Source organism: Edaphobacter sp. FHG110511_03 (assembly GCF_059115365.1).
This window is the reverse complement of record NZ_JBZYWL010000014.1, coordinates 19,132-35,293: the sequence shown is the minus strand read 5'-3', so window position 1 is coordinate 35,293 and position 16,162 is coordinate 19,132. Positions and strand designations below refer to the sequence as shown.

Annotated in this window: 12 protein-coding genes and 1 pseudogene; 8 read left to right on the top strand and 5 right to left on the bottom strand. The window is 54.5% G+C overall.

Annotation, left to right across the window (positions count from 1 at the left end; translation table 11 throughout):
* Positions 1–47: 47 nt before the first annotated feature.
* Positions 48–965, bottom strand: a complete 918-nt coding sequence (locus tag AC5S26_RS28215; protein WP_494188286.1) for a SphA family protein — start codon at positions 963–965, stop codon at positions 48–50.
* Between the two features lie 727 nt (positions 966–1,692).
* A complete protein-coding gene (locus AC5S26_RS28210) occupies positions 1,693–1,953 on the bottom strand; it encodes a DUF4136 domain-containing protein (protein ID WP_494188285.1) in 261 nt (86 codons plus the stop codon).
* Positions 1,954–2,832: 879 nt separating this feature from the next.
* On the opposite strand from AC5S26_RS28210, the gene AC5S26_RS28205 reads away from it, so the two are divergent.
* On the top strand, positions 2,833–3,573 hold the full coding sequence (locus tag AC5S26_RS28205; RefSeq protein WP_494188284.1) for a lipid-binding SYLF domain-containing protein: 741 nt from the start codon (positions 2,833–2,835) through the stop codon (positions 3,571–3,573).
* 208 nt (positions 3,574–3,781) lie between these two features.
* Here AC5S26_RS28205 and AC5S26_RS28200 read toward each other — a convergent pair whose 3' ends face one another.
* Positions 3,782–5,476, bottom strand: coding sequence for a mechanosensitive ion channel family protein (locus AC5S26_RS28200; protein ID WP_494188283.1), 1,695 nt, complete (start codon positions 5,474–5,476; stop codon positions 3,782–3,784).
* Between the two features lie 523 nt (positions 5,477–5,999).
* On the opposite strand from AC5S26_RS28200, the pseudogene AC5S26_RS28195 reads away from it, so the two are divergent.
* Positions 6,000–6,179: pseudogene (locus tag AC5S26_RS28195) on the top strand (IS110 family transposase); the annotation flags it as partial.
* Between the two features lie 205 nt (positions 6,180–6,384).
* On the opposite strand, the gene AC5S26_RS28190 reads toward AC5S26_RS28195, so the two are convergent.
* Together AC5S26_RS28190 and AC5S26_RS28185 are read right to left on the bottom strand one after the other, a co-directional pair.
* Positions 6,385–7,281 (bottom strand): YihY/virulence factor BrkB family protein, encoded by an 897-nt coding sequence (locus tag AC5S26_RS28190; protein WP_494188282.1) that lies wholly within the window; start codon positions 7,279–7,281, stop codon positions 6,385–6,387.
* A 265-nt stretch (positions 7,282–7,546) separates the two neighbouring features.
* Positions 7,547–8,140: a DUF502 domain-containing protein gene (locus tag AC5S26_RS28185; protein WP_494188281.1), complete on the bottom strand. Its 594-nt coding sequence runs from the start codon at positions 8,138–8,140 to the stop codon at positions 7,547–7,549.
* A 924-nt stretch (positions 8,141–9,064) separates the two neighbouring features.
* On the opposite strand from AC5S26_RS28185, the gene AC5S26_RS28180 reads away from it, so the two are divergent.
* From AC5S26_RS28180 to AC5S26_RS28155, 6 genes are all read left to right on the top strand, one after another.
* Positions 9,065–9,757, top strand: coding sequence for a glycine zipper family protein (locus AC5S26_RS28180; RefSeq protein WP_494188280.1), 693 nt, complete (start codon positions 9,065–9,067; stop codon positions 9,755–9,757).
* Between the two features lie 143 nt (positions 9,758–9,900).
* Positions 9,901–10,404: a hypothetical protein gene (locus AC5S26_RS28175; protein ID WP_494188279.1), complete on the top strand. Its 504-nt coding sequence runs from the start codon at positions 9,901–9,903 to the stop codon at positions 10,402–10,404.
* A gap of 1,074 nt (positions 10,405–11,478) precedes the next feature.
* A complete protein-coding gene (locus AC5S26_RS28170; RefSeq protein ID WP_494188278.1) occupies positions 11,479–12,945 on the top strand; it encodes a porin in 1,467 nt (488 codons plus the stop codon).
* A 266-nt stretch (positions 12,946–13,211) separates the two neighbouring features.
* Positions 13,212–13,784 (top strand): lipid-binding SYLF domain-containing protein, encoded by a 573-nt coding sequence (locus tag AC5S26_RS28165; RefSeq protein WP_494188277.1) that lies wholly within the window; start codon positions 13,212–13,214, stop codon positions 13,782–13,784.
* 486 nt (positions 13,785–14,270) lie between these two features.
* Positions 14,271–15,395, top strand: coding sequence for an MlaE family ABC transporter permease (locus AC5S26_RS28160; RefSeq protein ID WP_494188276.1), 1,125 nt, complete (start codon positions 14,271–14,273; stop codon positions 15,393–15,395).
* A gap of 2 nt (positions 15,396–15,397) precedes the next feature.
* On the top strand, positions 15,398–16,162 hold the full coding sequence (locus AC5S26_RS28155; protein ID WP_494188275.1) for an ABC transporter ATP-binding protein: 765 nt from the start codon (positions 15,398–15,400) through the stop codon (positions 16,160–16,162).

The following is a 16,162-nucleotide window of genomic DNA, read 5'->3' as shown; positions in this document are numbered from 1 at the left end:
TGGGAATATTCCTAGGTAAAGTACAAGGGCGTGCGTTTGGAATCAGGTTATGGAGCACGCTTAGGTTTAGGAATGAGGAACGTGAAGGAGCCGCCAAAGACGATCGTTCTCCCTTCGGGACGAGCGGTCGCACTATACTCGTTCTCGTATTTAAAGAAGAAGTTCAAAGCCTTGGGCGGCAGAAGATAGTTGACTTGAAAACCGGCCGCATGAACTGCGTAATGCGGGGTCCTATTGGCGGGTACACCGGGTTGAAGGAAACCTCCGTTATCAGTGACCTGCCATTGGTCATAGCCGATCAACCCAGGTTGCAACAACATGCTGAAATCTTTCTTAAGGGGAAGAATCTGTCCAAATCCCCATTCCATTGTGAAAGCCTGGCCAGGAGTTACTGTGGTTCCATTGCCAGTATCCTTGCTCCCGTGAATTTCCCAGTTTGTGAATAGATTCGCAGTCGTTGCTCTATTTTTCGAGAGGTAAAGCGTCGTTCCCGTCCCGACGTCGTTTCCCCAATAGCCGGAGCCAATGTTGTCCGACGCGCCGGGTGAATATCTCCCGGATGGCGCTGTAAATGCGTAGTACGCGCTCACATCCGCTCGTTTCAAGCTCCAGCCCAGCGAGAGTGGTTGCACAAAAAGATCGGCGAGCCCTTCTACACCTCCGCTGACTGCGACATTGGGTAAGTTCAAAGAGCCTAGCGTCAAAGAGCCATTCGCCGGCGTCAGCACCACCATTGCAGCGGGCTTCGCGCCCAAGAACCGAAAACTCGGAACGTAAAAGACAATATTCTCGTCAGCCCAGATGTCATACGATCCTGCCAGCGGGACTGAATCGCCATTTCCATTCTTCAAGGTGTCGGCTGAATAATTGATCGCCATGTTCATGTAGGAGATCCCGGGATCTGGCAAAATGCCGGAATTCAGTCCAAACTGTCCCGGAATGTACTGGCCTTTCTGTTGTGCCAAGGCAGGGTTTGACACAAGAGATACAAATAGAAGTGCAATAACCCGGAATCTATTTGACACCATACCTCCAATGCATTTAGACAGCAATATGAACCTCTGGCCTTGTAATGGCATTCCCCATAACGCGGTGGGTCCATGCATCACAGGGGCTGGATTGCTACCAAGAATTCAACGAGCAAACTATCGGCCCAGTCGCAATGCCACAGGTCGCTTAGCTTCGGCCGAACCCATATGCAATACAACTCGCTGCCCCAACATCTTGGGGCTTGTGTGAGTTTCCGTTGCTTCAGAGATAGGAACAACTAGGAAAACTCCTAGGAGTTGCGAGGCAGCCTGCACGCGCACGTTTGATCCGTCGATCCACTCGGTTCCCAAGCTGAAGAAGAGAATCGAGAGAGGCTCGCAGGCAAGATCTCGTCATCCGCAGAACTTTTAGGAGCCTTTGGTCGCCTGGTATCCACGGAACCTCCCGGGTCTATGGCTTCGCATCAAAAACGACGGTTTGCGAATCCTTCTAAATCGCTCCATCAGCCATGTCACAAACAAATTGATTAAGACGAGATTTGTGATCTTCTCCGCTTGACTAGTGGATATGTTCGCGTTTGACTAACGGCCAGACAGCGCGGGCAATCGCCGAGGTAAAGAAAACCACTTGCTTCTCCTGTTGAGTGGGTCTCGGCGGACGGTACAGTTGGTATAGGGCGAAGTTGTCTTTCGCCCCTCGCACCTATTTACCGGGATGAGGCGGATAGTTCTTGAAAAGCTTGACCATCGCTTTTTGCAGGTTCCCGTAGTTTTTATTCGGATCTTTCTTGAGGTTGACGGTCTTGCTAGCGTCTCCACGCCAAGTCAGTTGCATTCTCGTTGGGTCATACAGTCCCACTACCAGCGTCCCAATGGGAATGGTAGAAGTCTGGCCCTGAACTGAGCTAAAGCCGCCCTCCCATGGACCTCCGCCCGACCAGCCATAGCCTCCCGAGCCCAACATTTTATGCTCTTTTCCTGGACGTTGGCCTGGTAGCCCACTAGAAGGTTCCCACCTTTGTCCACCTTGGTCAGACCTTTCTCTGCTAGCTGTGCATCGACTGCACGTCTAATGTCCTGGTCGATATCGACCGAGAAGCACCCGTCTAAACTTGCTTGGGCATTTTTGTGCCTCGCACTCAACCTCTGTCACGTGAGCCAGGTCGAACGGACCGGTAAGTACCAGACTGCCGTGGTTTCCTGCTCGGTAGGCTCGGACAGTAACATTCAGTCTCCGGTCTCCGAAATCAATTGGACCCCTGAACCGGATCGTCCCCTGCGCGAAGAGATTGTGCTCTCGGAGGAAAAGGGAGTCAAGCGAGGAGCGTAGTCAGAGCGGTACATCAACGACCATCTCGTTGCCGCTCACAAGCTCCCGATCCATGGGTTGCTCTTTGTCGGTATAAGGCGCTATATTCTTGTCCGAAACTCGGCCGTGATTCATTGGCAACAGGTTGTGATAAGCAGATAAGTCCAGCACCACCGGACTCCCGGCTTTTGTACAAAGATCGGTTGCAAAATTGATCTTTTACGAGAGAGGAGGTGCTCCATGATCATTTGTTGTGGCCAGGCCAGCTCACTCCGAAACTCTCCCAAGCCGATTCTGTCCTCGCAGAAGCCGCCCTGCTCAGAGCAAGCACCGACACAACCGCCATGGCGCATGCTACACCGCGTCGATTACCTCAGCTGTGGAATATCTGCAGTTTCATCCCGAACAACTGGTGGAAGAAGGATTCAGTATCTCTATACCGGCAGCATAACTAACTGCCACGTGCAATTCTCTAACGGCAACTGAAGAATGATTCCGCTGGAGAGTACAACCGGATCAAAAAAGGAGACTGCAATGAATCAGGTTACCAAGCACTTCCGACCGATCAACACATGGTGGATGGTGGCCGTCACCATCCTTGTCTCTCTCCTCACACCCGCGCTCGCACGAGGCGCCGATGACAAGGACGAACAAGAGCGGCTCAAGGAGTCCGGTGATGTCGTCAAAGAGTTGATCAACGGAAACCCGGGCATTCCGCAAAATGTCCTCGACAAATCAGAGTGCGTCATCGTTCTGCCCTCCGTCAAGAAGGCCGGCTTCATTGTCGGCGCACAATATGGTCGCGGAGCCATGACTTGCCGCAGTGGTGCCAACTTCGACGGCCCTTGGTCCGCCCCAATCATGATGCAGTCCAGCGGTGGCAGCCTCGGCCTCCAGGCTGGCGGCCAGGCTACTGACTTCGTCGTTCTCGTCATGAACGACAAGGGTGCGAAGACAGTTTTGCACGGCAAAGCCAAGCTCGGTGGCGATGCCAGCATCGCTGCCGGTCCGGTTGGCCGCACCGCCGAGGCATCTACCAGCGGAAACATGAGCGCCGAAATGCTCTCCTACTCTCGTGCAAAAGGGGTATTTGGCGGAGTTTCGCTATCAGGAACCTCGCTCGGCCCGGACGACGGTGCAAACGAGAAGATCTACGGAAAGAAAATTACCGGCGAGGAGATTTTCAGCGGCAGCGTGCAGCCTCCTGCATCGGCGGAGGTGTTACTGACCACTTTGAACTCGAAGTCACCTAAGAACTCGAAGGAAAAGTCTTAGTCGCTCACGTACAAGGGTCCTACCTATGTAGTAGATGGGCCCCTGCCTTGCTCGTCGCGGCAGTGACTTCGGTTGCAGCTAGGCGAAATGGAGAGATATCGAAGGGACGTAAACCGTGAAGCTTCCGTTTTCCATCTCGGGTCGTCGTACGTGGAAGCGCACTGAAAGAACGTGATGTCAAAGCACACTAGCTCTTTGCACTCATCTGTTAACTCGAAGATGCCTGCGAGAGGCTTTGTATTGGTGCATCAGTGTTCGTAACGATGTCTGCGCGGGGAAGACGCGCAGGAGCCGCGTACCACTGATCCCGTGGGACAATCTTCGGTTGATCGGGATCGCCCTCGTACCCTGGCACCATGATTTGCACTCCGTACTCGTTGAACATGTCGAGAATGTTTCCGTGGAGGTCCGTGTAGATCAATCCCATTCTCTGGGGAGCATCGCAATACACGTTGATTTCGTAGGTGACGGCGGCTTCCTTGAACTCCTTCTTCAGTACATATGGCGAGGGTTCCCGTAGCACTCCTGAAGTACGGGCCGCCGCTTCGAGCAACATGGCATCAACCTGCCTCCAAGGTACGTCGTATCTAATGTCAACCGTGGTGTGCAGGATGAGACCCCGTTCGCGGGCTAACGAACTGTAGTTGATGATTTCGCTCGTTAGTATGTTGGAATTCGGCACGACGATTTCCTCGTTCTTAACAGTGCGGAGATGAGTGACAAGCAGGCGGACCATCTCAACGTCACCCATTTGCTCCCCGATTTTCACGCGGTCTCCTATTTTGAACGCACGCCGATACGTCATGCTATAGCCGGCGATGACGTTTCCGATGAGAGAAGAGGAACCGAGCGAGAAGAGAACGCCGGCGAACAGCGATATACCTTTGAACGCTCCGGACTGTGAGCCGGGGATATGCGGGTAAGCGATCACGGCGCCGAACGCGATGACGATGATACGAACGAGCCGGTAGGTGGGTAGCGCCCACTCCTGCTCGAAGCCCTTCAGAGTAATGCTTCCGGCAGCAATACCATCGAAGAAGAGACGGATGATTTTCAGGGCATACCGTATGAAGAGCGCAAAGATCGCGAGAAAGACGAGATTGGGAATAATGCTGACGAACCCCGAGCCAATGGTTTGGAGAGGGTTAATCGCAATTGACAAGAGACGCTTGGCGAAACCTCGCGTCCAAGGAAACAAGCCGAGAACGTAGTTGAGATAGCAGTAGAGGACTACGATAATTCCCACAACCCAGGCGGCGTTCAGTAAGCCCATCAACAAAGACCAGACTTGTTCCACTTTAACGATCTGATGCGTCTTGCCTGCCAGGCCTTCGATCCGCTCGTGGTAGCGGCGCTCAAAGGTTCTCCGGAGGCGAGGGACGATCCGGACGCCTGCCCACCCAACGAAAAACAGGACAACCGTGGCGCCGAGCGCGTAGAGTGCATCCAGCCACAAGGATCCCACGCGACGGTAGTGCCGATATTCTTCGATGGCTCGGCTGATACGAAGCCTGTACACTTCGGCCAACGGCCCGCGAGCGACCTCTTCTACTGCTGCATCGTCATCGGTGACAGCCATGACGCGCTGTTTGCCAGACATGATCCAGGTCGCTCCAGGGTGCTCTTCGAGAGCAAGCGCGTCGGGAGTGATGGTCGAATTGTCGGCTATGACCTGGATCCTGTCCGCAATCTGCGAGGCGCGCAACTCCGCTGGGTGCGCCGTGACCCCGCGAACGGAGAATAGCAGCTCACCATCGACAACGACGGGTGCGAGGCGGATCTCTTTATCCGCTCCGCGGGTTTCGCGAGGAGTGTCGGCTGTCTCCTGGCTAAAGGCAGGCAGAACTGCACTTAGGATCAGCAATGCGGCCAATTGCGGAATTTTTGATAAAAAGTCGCACATGATTTCAAACTCCTTAAGGCGCGCGGGAGCCTCGTGCTGTTAGGAATAGGTAATCATTTTGACTCCTTTGCGTTTTTCTGCAGTCAGTGCCTGGTGTTTATGGAATGGAAGATCGACGGTGATGGGCCTATCGTTCGGAGAGTGGCTCCAGCGGGCAATTCTTGAGATCAATAAAGGTTCCGGCGAAATCCGGTGCAAATACGAAATCCGGTGCAAATATATAAGCGCATTTTTGTCGCGTGGTTTTGTCACGTCGTCCTTTACCAAGATCCAATCCAGCTCGGTTATGTAGGTCGGGGCTAACTCCCAAGCTTTGGCGTTGATTCGAGTCCGTGAGTGTCCCGGCAGGTTCATTGACGGTGTGATCTTCAACACCTCAAAAACCGATCGCCCGCTTATCGGCGAGGCAATATTTTACCATTTTTTAGAAGAAAACGGCTTCGACGTATCCCTGGCTTTCGCATAACGCGGTCTGGTGTGGCGTGAAGGATCTTGTAGGCGGGGTTTAAGGAGGATCATCGACATGCAGATTCGTTCAGTAGGGATTGATCTCGGAAAGACGACCTTTAACCTGGTTGCCCTTCGTGATAACGGCAAGGTTCTCCTAAAGAAGAAGTTCACACAGAAGCAACTCGTTACGTTTACGTCGAACATGCAGACGTGCCTGATTGGTATGGAAGCATTTTCTGTTTGCTCAAGCGCCTTGACTACTTTGTCTTTGGGCCTCCCCAGTTCCATTTCTCCGTGGGCGGGCGATAGACCTCTTCAAAATGAAGGATTGTCATCCGTTCGGTCTGGCTCTTTGTTGTCTTCTCGACCAAACTTCCCTTGCAGTCCAGAGGCGGACCATCATTTACGATAACTACGGAATAACTTCCGGTATGCCGGTAATTGGTCTGCGACGCGATCTAAGGACCTTGATCGTTTCTCGACGAGCGCTCGATTTCCGCGTTGATCACTGCTCCGATAAGCAACGCGAGCCCGGTCGCATAGAGCCAGACCAAAAGAATCATCAATGCGCCCAATGACCCGTATGAGACGCTGTAATTATTAAAAAAGTGCAGGTAGATACGGAATCCAAACGAGGCCGCGAGCCAGATAAACCCACCAAATGCCGCTCCAGGCGTAAACCAGTGCCAGCGACGGCGCTCTTTCAGATCGGGACCGTAGCGATAAATCAACGAACACGATAGGGCAACGAAGAAGATAGCAGTCGGCCACTGAAAAGCTTTGCAGACGAGGACGACTAACGGATTCAATCGAAGCCCTGCCCCTAACCAACCCACAAAGTGGTTACCTGCAAGCGCTATAAACAAGGCCGTAAGAAGCAGAATTGAGGCTACTAGACTCAATACGAACGCTATTGCGCGAGCTTTGAACCAGGGACGAGTCTCGCGGACATGAAACGCCGCATTCAGGAAGCAAATCATTGAACTTACGCAACTGGAGATACACCATAGGGCTGAAACTACGCCAAAAGTGAGTTTTTCTTCACTAGAGTGTGCCGCTATCTCGGTGGTTACTCCTCTCAAAAGTTGGAACGCAGTTGGTGGAAGAAAATCTGCGAAATAAGAAAGGAATTCGTTTTGAAGTTCAACACTGTGTGAGGCGAATACGCCGAATAACGTCATCATCAAAAATATCAGCGGGAAAAGTGCGAATAAGAAATAGAAGGCGAGTTCGGCTGCCCGTCCAAAGACGTTATTTGCGTTGATTTCCTCGAAAACGGCTTGACCCAGTTGCCCCGGAGTCAGACCCCCGAGCTTCCAAAAAGACCTGGCGGCAACAGAGGGCGGGCTTGGCATTGCTTGCACCGAACACCATTATCATGCGAACTAGAACCCATCTCATGAATGCCTCAGTAGAATCAGAGACGAGGCAAGTTGGAGCAGCCCGAGAAAGTTTTCGGCGTGACGTTCATATCTAACGAGGTCGCCCTCGGCCATCTCGGGATTAGCGGGTCAAGGGTCTGCCACTGTTCATCCGTCAGGTCACGTGTATGGTGCATTCTTGTGTTGATGCCGTTGCTGGCACTTCGCGTAGCACCCCGCATTTTCTTCTGACCCTGAGTCAGACTCTTTCTCTCTGTTCCATTGCAGCCACCAGCTTTTGGCAACCCGAACCCCATTTGGTGATTGTCATGACCGCCTGTGTAAACGGAACATCCAGGCGATGCACGCGATCCGGAGTAAGAACGTAGACCGCTCCAGCCATCGGCGTAGGCACCGAAGGGACAAAGACCGTGAAACGTCCGTCGACAAGCTCTTCAATGATGAATCCGGGAACAAGCGCATCCTCAATCTCAATCAGCGCCGCATTCCAAGCTTGCTCCTGCGTCTCTCCCGCCAGTTGTTGCGTAAGACTTCGCAAGAGCGAGTAACCAGGAATCTTCTGAAAGAAAGACATGTCTAAGCGATTTTTGATCGCCCGTCCCATTCGTGTGCGAACCGCGAGCCCAACAAAGAAGCAAATGACCAACAGGAGGATGAGTGCAACGAGATTTTCAGCGGAGACTGATTTGGGAAGCACCTTTGCCACAGGCGCCATCAGGCCCAAGATTGTCTTCATTGCTTTGAGCAGTAGCAGACAGGCGAGGTAGACCGGTGCGAGGACAAGAAAGCCGGCGACTATCCGCCCCATGGAAAAGGTAAGAAGATTTTTCACGCGACGACTCCAGTGTGGGATTCGAGAGACAGTTCCCGCTCATTGCCGGAGAGTGGAAACTAAATGCAGTTTCTCGCGTGCATCCTGAAGGCCGTGATAGCGAAAAGATTATACCACGACGCGAATGGGATTTGATTCGTCCAGAATTGTTACTTGAAACCAGGGCTCATCGTAGAATCAGCAGCTTGCGGCGAACGGTGCCCCATAAGGCCCGAGATAGTTCCTGCTCATCGGAAGGTGGGTATAGGGATTCAGAGGAAAACCCCCGCACGTCCTGCTACAGACGCATTTCGAGACAAGCTCCTGAAGTATGGGATGACCTCGGTGCTTGGAAGCCGTACTCCGAGCGGGAAGCAGTGTCGACCGGGATATAACGAAGATCCGTAAGGTCTTCCGGAGTGGAATTGATGTTTTTGAGATTTGACAGATTCTCGATTGAAGTTGTGAGAAGGGAGCGACCGGGGGCAACTGGCCCTAATCACTTGTCCTCTTTGTTGTTAGCGAAGGTGTCCACCGGAAGTTATACAAAGCAGGGATTTGACTACGAACCGAGACCCGATGAGGAAGCGATGGACTGTCATCACAGGTTGCAGCCCTACTAACTCGGGAATGGAGAACATCGATTACGGATCGATGGCCCGTGGAGTCAACAAAATTACTGCGCAGAACTCACATTTGCAACTGTCAAAATGGACAGACTAGCGTTGGCCCCGATGCGCAAGTGATCCGAGTCACATTCAGAGTCGCGAGAACTACTTCCTGCGCTGATTCTCAGACTGACCGTTGACAGTAGCGAGTGAAGAACGCTCAGCCGTATAATATTCGGTCGAGGTTCCCAACCCGTGAAGCTTCGCGCGGGGGAAAACACTGCGCTTCGGTCCAGGCAAGCTCGGGGAATGCAATACCCCAGGAAAGGACGTCGATATGCCTGCCACTTCGATCGTTAACGTTTTTCGTGTAACAACCCTCTTCTGCGTTGCAACTTTGTCTTTGTGTTCCGTTGGCTGCGGAAAGAAATCGCAGCCCAATACAGAGACCCCGACGGGTGCCCCAGCCCAACCATCTTCTACCTCAGCTCAACCGGCCGCACCCGCTGCACCGACAGGACCTGTACCTTCCTTCTCAGCCGCAAACAAAGTGGGCCTTTACGCCTATCCGGGAAAGGGCCAAAGTCATGATCAGCAGCTAATCGATGAGTCCAACTGCTATAACTCCGCTCAGCAGCAGACAGGCGTCAACGCGGACACGCCGGCTCCACAGCCGCCGTCTTCTGCTGATGTCCAGGCAGCTCAAGCTCAGGCCGCTGACGCTGCGCCGCAACAAAAAGGTGGACGAGCCAAGGGTGCGGCTCGTGGCGCAGTTGGCGGTGCGGTGATTGGTGGAATTGCCGGAGATGCAGGAACAGGTGCAGCGGTAGGCGCTACTGTAGGTACCGTGCGGGGAGGCAGACAGCAGCGCAAAGCGAATGCTGCTGCCAAAGATCAAGCTTCGGCGCAGGGTGGGGCGCAGGTGCAACAGCAGTACCAAAGCCGGAAAGCTGCGTATGACCAACAGATGAATACCTTCAAGCGGGCGTTTTCAGCCTGCATGGATGCGCGAGGCTATTCGGTCAAATAGGTGTCGGAACATCGCAAGTTCGATTGTGTTTTGACGGGCCCCTGAGGTTTGCTGTATCCCGGCCTCCAGAAAATTCGTACCCGATCGATCGGGTTCGCGATCGGCTTCTAAGCGTCAACTCGGAAGTTATAAGGAGGAGTTCTGTGATTAGAGAATATTTTCTATCGATGAGCATGGCGGCAATGGTGATTTTGACGAACGTCTCGGTGGATCACGCTCAGGCGCAAGCAACTTCGGCTCAGAGCAGCGTGGATCAGGATATCGCCCTGCTGCGGAAGGATATCCGCTCGGTTAAGAAGGAGATCATCGCTGCCAATATGCAGCTGACTGATGCCGAGGCACCGAAGTTCTGGCCCGTATACGACCAATACGCAGCAGAGCTCGCCAAGATCAACGATGCGAAGGTTGCGACTATTAAGGACTATGCGTCCAACTATTCGACTCTCACCGACGATAAGGCGTTGGCATTGACCCGGCAGATCATTGGGATTGAGGAATCGGTGGGGCAGTTGCGCCTGAAGTATGTGCCGATATTCAGCAAAGTGATCTCCGGTAAGAAAACTGCCTTGTTCTTCCAGTTGGACCGGCGGCTTACGGTGTTGGTTGATCTGCAGGTGGCGTCGGAGGTTCCTCTGGTTGAACAATAGTGTCACGCGGCACTCAAATCCCGGAATATGGGCTGAAGAGCTGTTTGGTAGCACTTAAATCCCGGAATTCGAGACGTTCGTCCGTCTCGATTGCGCGAGCGAGGCTAATACATCGCCTGGGCGAGATCCTACGGATTCCCCCTTGCTGTTAGGTACTACTTCACATCCGAGATGCGTTGGCGAGTGCGAGGGCTGTTCGCGTTACTCATTGCTTCGCATAGACAGGTAGTCGCTGAACGTTCGCAGCAGCTATGTTAGCCCGCGACTTCATGGCGGAGATTCACCGCCGCGACCAGACTGGATCCTCCGCCGATACCTTGCGAATCGTATCTATCTTCACTTCAAGCAGTCGGCTAAGGCGAAAACCCCGACCAACGAATCACCAAAGACATCCGCTTATTCACGGCCACCCTCTCTTTCGCGCTTATGTTCATGAACGGCGCGCTCGCCGTCTTGTCGTTCTCTGGCGCGCTCTGGACAATCAGCCCATGGCCAGAGCTGCTCGTTGCGCCCCACTGGCACTCGTTCTTACGAGATGGCGGAGTCGCTCTCCGCCGCATTCGTGGGTGACAATAAAAATGACTAATTTCTTCTGATAAAAATACATATCCATATATAAAAATGATATTTATTCTGATTAAGTGATTTGTCCGCAATATACTCTGAAGTTCAACACAGCTCCGAACTTACTGAAATAGCTCCCTGAGGAAACATTGAGCGCCTGCATGAAACAGACTGAACTTCTTCGCTTACGTCTTCCTGTTCCGGTGAGACTGTTAGTTTGCCAGTGGACAAGCAGGTAGTCCCCGCCTTACCATTCCCCGCGTAAAGGCTCCGAACCCTAGGTTTCTACTGGAAGGCCTTTCGGTCTTACATGGTTGAGCGGAAAAAGTAGGTGCGGACACGGGCCCCTGGATTCCCCTAAGTTTCATCCGCGGGAAGGCGTGAGTGTCTCCCTTGCAGACATATATCTCCTCCCCAAACATAGCTCAAGCATGCAAACGGTTGGCCTCCTTTCTGTAAAGTCGCAGGTCGGGTCAGATATGACGGCTCAGGCGCGTGAAAGGAGGGAACATGAAACTAAGAAGATGCTTCGTGTCTGCAGCCATGGGCCTGGAGTGGGCTGCAGTTCTAAATGCTCAACAGAGCTTTGTGGAGGCGTCGGTTTCGTCTATCGTAAGCTGCGTATCCAAAGGCAAAGAACGACAACAATGCTCGGCTGACACGCGTGCGGGTATCGTGATGCTGCGACCAACGGGTGAGGCCGCCTGCCTCCTGGGCAGAAACTGGGGCTATGACGACCAAGGGGTTTGGGTGTCGGAAGGTTGCGGAGGCGAGTTTGCGACTGGAAGTACTTCCCGCGCCGCCGCACCGGCGCCCAGCCCTACACCAGCGCCCACCGCTGCGACCCTGGTTCAGTCCGAAGACAAAAAATCCCAGATGGCCACCACCACAACGGGGATCAACCCGACGGTGGACTACACAGGCGGTTTCCAGCCCTATGGGAGTCTTCGCACCATCATCTCTATTCCAGCCAACGGACCAGCGGAAGTACAAGACGATGCCACCCGCGTCGGCATTAATTTCGCAACGTTTGGACCAGTTAAGGTAATTGGCACCACGGAATGGGGGGTGAACCTCGTTCAGAGCGAAACCTCGCTCAATGTCGGCGCAACCACGGCGTCTGGCTTCGGCGAAGTGCAGCAAGTGACTCAACCTGTCTTCGGTGCTCGCCTTGGTTTTATCGGTGTCGATTTCGGCAAGTATGGACGTCTCTCTTATGGCAAGCAGCTTTCCACCCACTACGACATAGCGAGTTACACGACGGATCGCTTTAACGTCTTCGGCGGTCAGTCTACCGCGACTTATGTTGCCGGCACTGACGGGGGTCAATCAGGTACCGCCCGTGCCGACCAGACGGTTCTTTACCATCTCAACTTCGCCAAGATCTTCGACTTCGGAGCGCAGGGGCAGTTGCGCACCGCGGACACCCCGCAAGCCTTCAACGGCTTCGGCTTTTCTTTCCAAGCCAAAGTGCTTCCGGGACTGCAGATCGGCGGCGCCTACAACAAGACCTATTTCGATCACGTTCTTACAACGACGGTACTCCATGGAGGCACGGATTACTGGGCCTTTGGAGGCAAAGGCACCTGGCGGCGCCTTGAATGGGGAGCAGACTGGGTCCGGCAGGTCAGAGGCGACTTGGCGTTCGTTCCCGACCCCACAGGTGGACCGAACCAATTAGCGGCCGGATTTTCAGCAAACGGAATTGAGCTGTATTCCAGGTTGAACTTCGGAAAGTTTTCAGCAGTACTTGGCTTTGATGACTACATTCCCTTCGACGTGAATCCCCTCATTAGCCCGGACTTCAAGACCAGATTTGCAGTCGTCGGCGCCGAATGGCACATCTCGCCATCTGGCTACGCGTTTTTTGAATCGAGGCTGGGAGACACCACCGATGCACTGGGGAAGGGAGGTTACAACGCAGCGGCTCTCGGTTTCCGTTACGACTTCACCTGGAAGACGCTGCACCTGCCGTAAGCTCCACTGGCGCTGTGCACTGCGAAAAGAATCGAACTCACGTGAGACTCTATCGCAATGCACGCGTTGTCATTTGAGACGTCCTGATCTGCAGTTAGCCCCGCTCGCGCCCTTGAGCTGAGCGCGGCACACGTCGTGCGCAAACCACTGGCAATTCTGCCAGTGAGAAAACGCATTCCAACGTGTTCTGCTATTCGGAATGGTTACAGGCAGACCTGACGTTGTGACGTGCTCTGCAATCAACTCCAGAAGGATAAGGAGCATTTATGAGATTCCGAATGATCGCTTCAACCCTTGCAGTGATCCTGTTGGCTACCGGTTTGGCAAGGGCCGGTGACTCACCCGATCAAAAACGAGAAAAGACTCGCAAGATGGCTGATCAAACTCTGCAGGAATTGTACAAACTGCAACCCACAGCGCAGGCCTCTATCCAAAAGGCTGCCGGATATGCCGTTTTCAATAACATGGGGACGAACCTCCTGCTCGTGAGCACGGCACGTGGCTCGGGAATTGCGGTCAACTCCAATAGTAAGCAGGAAACCTTCATGAAGATGGTTTCGGCAGGCGGCGGTCTAGGTGTGGGAGTGAAGGACTATCGGGTGATCTTCGTGTTCGAAAACGATAAGGCGTTGTCCAAATTCCTGGATTCTGGCTGGTCGGGTTCCGCGCAAGCGGACGCCGCGGCCAAGGCAGGCGACAAGGGCGGAGCTTACTCGGGAGCGGTCGAGGTCGCACCGGGCGTCTGGGTCTACGAGATTACCAAGAATGGTCTCGCCCTCCAGTTGACGCTCCAGGGTACGAAGTACTACAAGGACGATGACCTCAACAAAAAATCATAGACCTTGATTGCGAAGCCACAATTTCATGTGGTGCATGTGTGACGCGGGAGACCGCGGAGGCCCCATACATCGTCGAGCGTTAGGAAATTAAGGGGGTGCGTAACATCCACACCCCCTTCGGTATCTGGAGTACAGGCGGAACATGGGTCTTGAATATTGCGAGATCCTTGCTGGTTTGGCCAATTTTGCAGTATGATACGCACCCGATAGTGTCAAGATTGGATACACGGTCTTAATCTTTTGCGAGCAATATTTTGAAAGCCGTATCAGGCATTTCCGAATCTTTAGGTGGTCCTAAGTTACACGTCGTCCAAAAACGAAGGCGAGGCAGGACAAAACGGTTGGGTATTGCTGCGCTACCCGAGTAGGCTGTTGCTCGAAAGATCCGGCGTTTCGCGTCTAAATATAACTCGAAGTACTGCATGCTCTCTGGTTTCGGGCTCTGGAAGCTTTACCCTGGCCAACTGAACTCGGGAGATCTGCGCAATGAGTGTTGCCCTTCGAGCTGACCGGGAAGGAGACCACGCGACTCTAGTACCTACCGGTTCGTTTGACTTGGCCCATGTGACCGCAGTGACGCAGGCAGTCAAGAGCGCTGAGGCCGACCTGAATGGATGTTGCTCCGTCGACGTCGACCTTGCGCAGCTCGATCGAATCGACGGCACAGGCGCGGTCTTGCTGGCACGGCTTCTCGATCGGCTGGACGCGGATGGGGGGCACGCATCGGTCGTTAAAGGCCATAAACCCGAAGCGGCACGGTTAATCGCGCTTTATCGCGAACGCCGGGTTGTCCTGCCAGCGCCTCAGACGCGAACGATGAACCCGCTGACGCTGATCGGCGCATTTGGGGCTCGGCTGCCTGGAAAGACAACCGATGCACTTGATTTCATCGGTCGCTGTGCCGTTGCAGTTCCGAGAGCAGCCGCCACACCGAGCTCGGTCGATTGGCGTTCGTTGCCGAGGCTGTTTCAAGAGATCGGAGCAGACGCACTGCCGGTCACGAGCGCCGCCAACCTGCTGGTCGGCATCATCATCGGCCTTCTCGGCATCTCGCAACTTGGGCGCTTCGGTGCGGTTACCTATGTCCCCGAACTTGTAGTGGTCGCCCATTTCCGAGAGCTCGGACCACTGGTCACCGCAATCGTCGTGGCCGGGCGATCAGGCGCTGGACTCGCGTCGGAGATCGCCACGATGAAGGTGTCGGAGGAGATCGACGCTTTGCGGTCCATGGGCTTCGACCCGGTGAGATGGTTGGTCCTGCCCCGCTGTCTCGCGCTCGCCGTCACCGTGCCGCTCTTGACCTGGGTTGGCGATGTGCTGGCCCTTGTCGGAGGCCTGGTGGCCACCATCGTTATGACGAACATGACGCCCCACGCTTATATTCAGGCGACTGCGAAGGCGATCACCGCCAGCCACCTGCTCACGGGTCTCATCAAAGTTCCGTTTTTAGCGCTCGCGATCGGGTCGATCGCGTGCGGCCAAGGGCTGCTCACGAGAGGAGGCGCCGCCGCAGTCGGCGCCCGGACGACGACCGCCGTGGTGCTGGCCATCTTCGGCGTGATTGTGATCAGCGCAGTTTTTACATTATTCTTCGCACTCATGGGAATCTGAACATGCCGCTACCAAGGCCGCACATCACCGTCGACGATCTGCGCATCGGTTGGGGGACACATGTGCTCATGGAGCACACCACGTTCCAGGTGGAGCGCGGAACGATCTTCGCTATCCTCGGCGGATCAGGGTGCGGCAAGAGCTCGCTGCTGCGACATCTGATCGGGCTTGAGCAGCCCCAGGCCGGACGAATCGATATCGACGGCGCCGGAGAGCCGAGCCGCTACGAGGGCGTGCCCCCATTCGGAGTGCTCTTTCAGTCGGGCGCGCTGTTCAGCTCTATGACGCTCGCGGAGAACCTCGCGCTCCCCTTGACCACATGGACCCCGATACGCGGCGCGACAGCGCGTGAGCTCGTCCACGCGAAGCTCGACCTCGTCGGGCTTGGTGCGTTCGCCGAACATCTTCCCGGCGAGATCTCGGGTGGCATGAAAAAACGCGCCGGCATTGCCCGCGCCCTGATGCTCGAAGCCGATCTGCTGTTCTTCGACGAGCCGTCCGCCGGACTCGACCCGATCTCGGCGGTCGAGCTCGATCAACTCATCCTTACGCTTAGCCGCGATCTGGGGATCACGGTCATCATGGTGACCCACGAGCTGGCGAGCATCTTTCTCGTGGCTGACAACTGTATCGTGCTGGACAAGGCCGCGAAAGGGATTGTGGCACGGGGAGACCCGCGCAAGCTGCGGGATGAATCGGAGATTCCGTTAGTCCATGATTTCTTCACGCGGTCGTCGTCTGGTGTGTTCGCAAATCGGGGAGGGTAA

Coding starts and splice junctions, on each gene's coding strand:
- AC5S26_RS28210 (WP_494188285.1), bottom strand. CDS start 1,953: ATGTTGGGCTCGGGAGGCTATGGCTGGTCGGGCGGAGGTCCATGGGAG.
- AC5S26_RS28205 (WP_494188284.1), top strand. CDS start 2,833: ATGAATCAGGTTACCAAGCACTTCCGACCGATCAACACATGGTGGATG.
- AC5S26_RS28200 (WP_494188283.1), bottom strand. CDS start 5,476: ATGTGCGACTTTTTATCAAAAATTCCGCAATTGGCCGCATTGCTGATC.
- AC5S26_RS28190 (WP_494188282.1), bottom strand. CDS start 7,281: ATGCCAAGCCCGCCCTCTGTTGCCGCCAGGTCTTTTTGGAAGCTCGGG.
- AC5S26_RS28180 (WP_494188280.1), top strand. CDS start 9,065: ATGCCTGCCACTTCGATCGTTAACGTTTTTCGTGTAACAACCCTCTTC.
- AC5S26_RS28170 (WP_494188278.1), top strand. CDS start 11,479: ATGAAACTAAGAAGATGCTTCGTGTCTGCAGCCATGGGCCTGGAGTGG.
- AC5S26_RS28165 (WP_494188277.1), top strand. CDS start 13,212: ATGAGATTCCGAATGATCGCTTCAACCCTTGCAGTGATCCTGTTGGCT.
- AC5S26_RS28160 (WP_494188276.1), top strand. CDS start 14,271: ATGAGTGTTGCCCTTCGAGCTGACCGGGAAGGAGACCACGCGACTCTA.
- AC5S26_RS28155 (WP_494188275.1), top strand. CDS start 15,398: ATGCCGCTACCAAGGCCGCACATCACCGTCGACGATCTGCGCATCGGT.